Origin of the sequence: Streptomyces sp. NRRL S-455 (assembly GCF_000717875.1) — a bacterium.
Taxonomy (GTDB): Bacteria; Actinomycetota; Actinomycetes; order Streptomycetales; family Streptomycetaceae; genus Streptomyces.
Genome location: NZ_JOCT01000060.1, coordinates 1 through 1,775, shown reverse-complemented (window position 1 = coordinate 1,775; position 1,775 = coordinate 1). Strand labels below are relative to the sequence as shown.

Annotated in this window: 1 protein-coding gene; it reads left to right on the top strand. The window is 69.2% G+C overall.

What is annotated here, in order from left to right; translation table 11 throughout:
• Nucleotides 1-1,775 (top strand): condensation domain-containing protein (locus IE97_RS0137770; protein WP_030252132.1); only part of this gene is annotated, 1,775 nt, incomplete at both ends.

Below are 1,775 nucleotides of genomic sequence, written 5' to 3'. Positions count from 1 at the left end.
AAACTCGACCGCAAAGCCCTCCCCGCCCCCGACTACACCGCAAAATCAGCAGGCCGGGCCCCACGCAACCCCCGCGAGGAAATCCTCTGCGCCCTCTACGCCGAGGTTCTGGGCGTAGACCGAGTCACCATCGACGACAACTTCTTCGACCTGGGCGGACACTCCCTCCTCGCCACCCGCCTCGTCAGCCGCATCCGGACGACGCTGAGTGCCGAACTCTCCATCCGGCAGCTCTTCGAGACGCCGACGATCGCCGCGCTGTCCGACGCGCTCGACGAGTCCATCAGCGTCCGCACCGCGCTCACCGCACGGCCGCGGCCCCAGCGCATCCCCCTCTCCTACGCCCAGCAGCGGCTGTGGTTCCTCCACCAGCTCGAAGGTCCCAATCCCACCTACAACACGGCCACAACGCTCCGCCTCACCGGCGCCCTCGACACGGACGCGCTGCGCACGGCGATCAGTGACGTCGTCGCCCGCCACGAAAGCCTGCGGACCGTCTTCACCGAGGACGAGCAGGGCTCGTACCAGATCGTGTTGCCCGCGGAGGCGGCCGAGACGCCGTTCACGGTCGTCGACGTGACCGAAGAAGAGGTCGGCGAGCGGCTGGGCGAAGCCGTCGGTCACTGCTTCGACCTCACCCTGGAACTCCCTGCGCGCACTTGGCTGTTCCGCCTGTCGGAGCAGGATCACGTGCTGCTGCTGCTCATCCACCACATCGCCAGCGACGCCTGGTCCCGCACGCCCCTGGCGCAGGATCTCACCGCCGCCTACGCCGCCCGCGTGCGAGGCGAGGAGCCAACCTGGGCTCCGCTCTCCGTCCAGTACGCCGACTACGCCCTCTGGCAGCAGGACATCCTCGGCGACGACAGCGACCCGGAGAGCATCGCGGGCAAGCAGCTCGCCTACTGGGAAGAGCAGTTGTCCGCGCTGCCCGAGCAGCTCGACCTGCCCACCGACCGGCCCCGCCCGGCCAAGTCGGACTACTCGGGTGGCCGCATCCCGTTCGCCGTCCCGGCGGAGTTGCACGCGCGGTTGACCAGCCTCGCACGCGCCACCAATACGAGCACCTTCATGGTGGCCCAGGCCGCGGTCGCGGCTCTCCTCACCCGGCTCGGCGTGGGCGAGGACATCCCCATCGGTACCCCCGTCGCCGGACGCACCGACGACGCCACCGACCACCTCATCGGTCTCTTCATCAACACGCTGGTACTCCGCACGGACACGGCCGGCAACCCCACCTTCCGTGAACTCCTCGACCGCGTGCGCGAAACCGACCTCGCCGCCTACGCCCGCCAGGACCTGCCTTTCGAGCGCCTCGTCGAGGCCCTCAACCCGGCTCGTACGCTGGCGCACCACCCCCTGTTCCAGGTCCTGCTGACGTTCAACAACACGGACCACGAAGGGGCGTTGAGCGAGATCGCCCGGCTTCCGGGACTCGACGTCTCGTATCGGGAGGTCCAGCGGACGACGTCGAAGTTCGACCTGTCCTTCGGGTTCGCGGAGTCGTTCGACGAGGCACGGCAGCCTCAGGGCATCAGCGGCGCGCTGGACTTCAGCACGGATCTCTTCGACCGCGCATCGGCCCAGGCGATCGCGGACCGCTTCGTCCGGGTGTTGGAGGCCGTGACCGCGGCTCCTGACCAGCGCATCGCCGACATCGGGATCACCAGCGCTGCCGAGCGGGAGCGGGTGCTGGTGGAGTGGAACGGGGCGCGGACCGAGCTGCCCGACACACCCCTGCACGAACTGGTCCGCGAGCAGGCCCTGCGGACGCC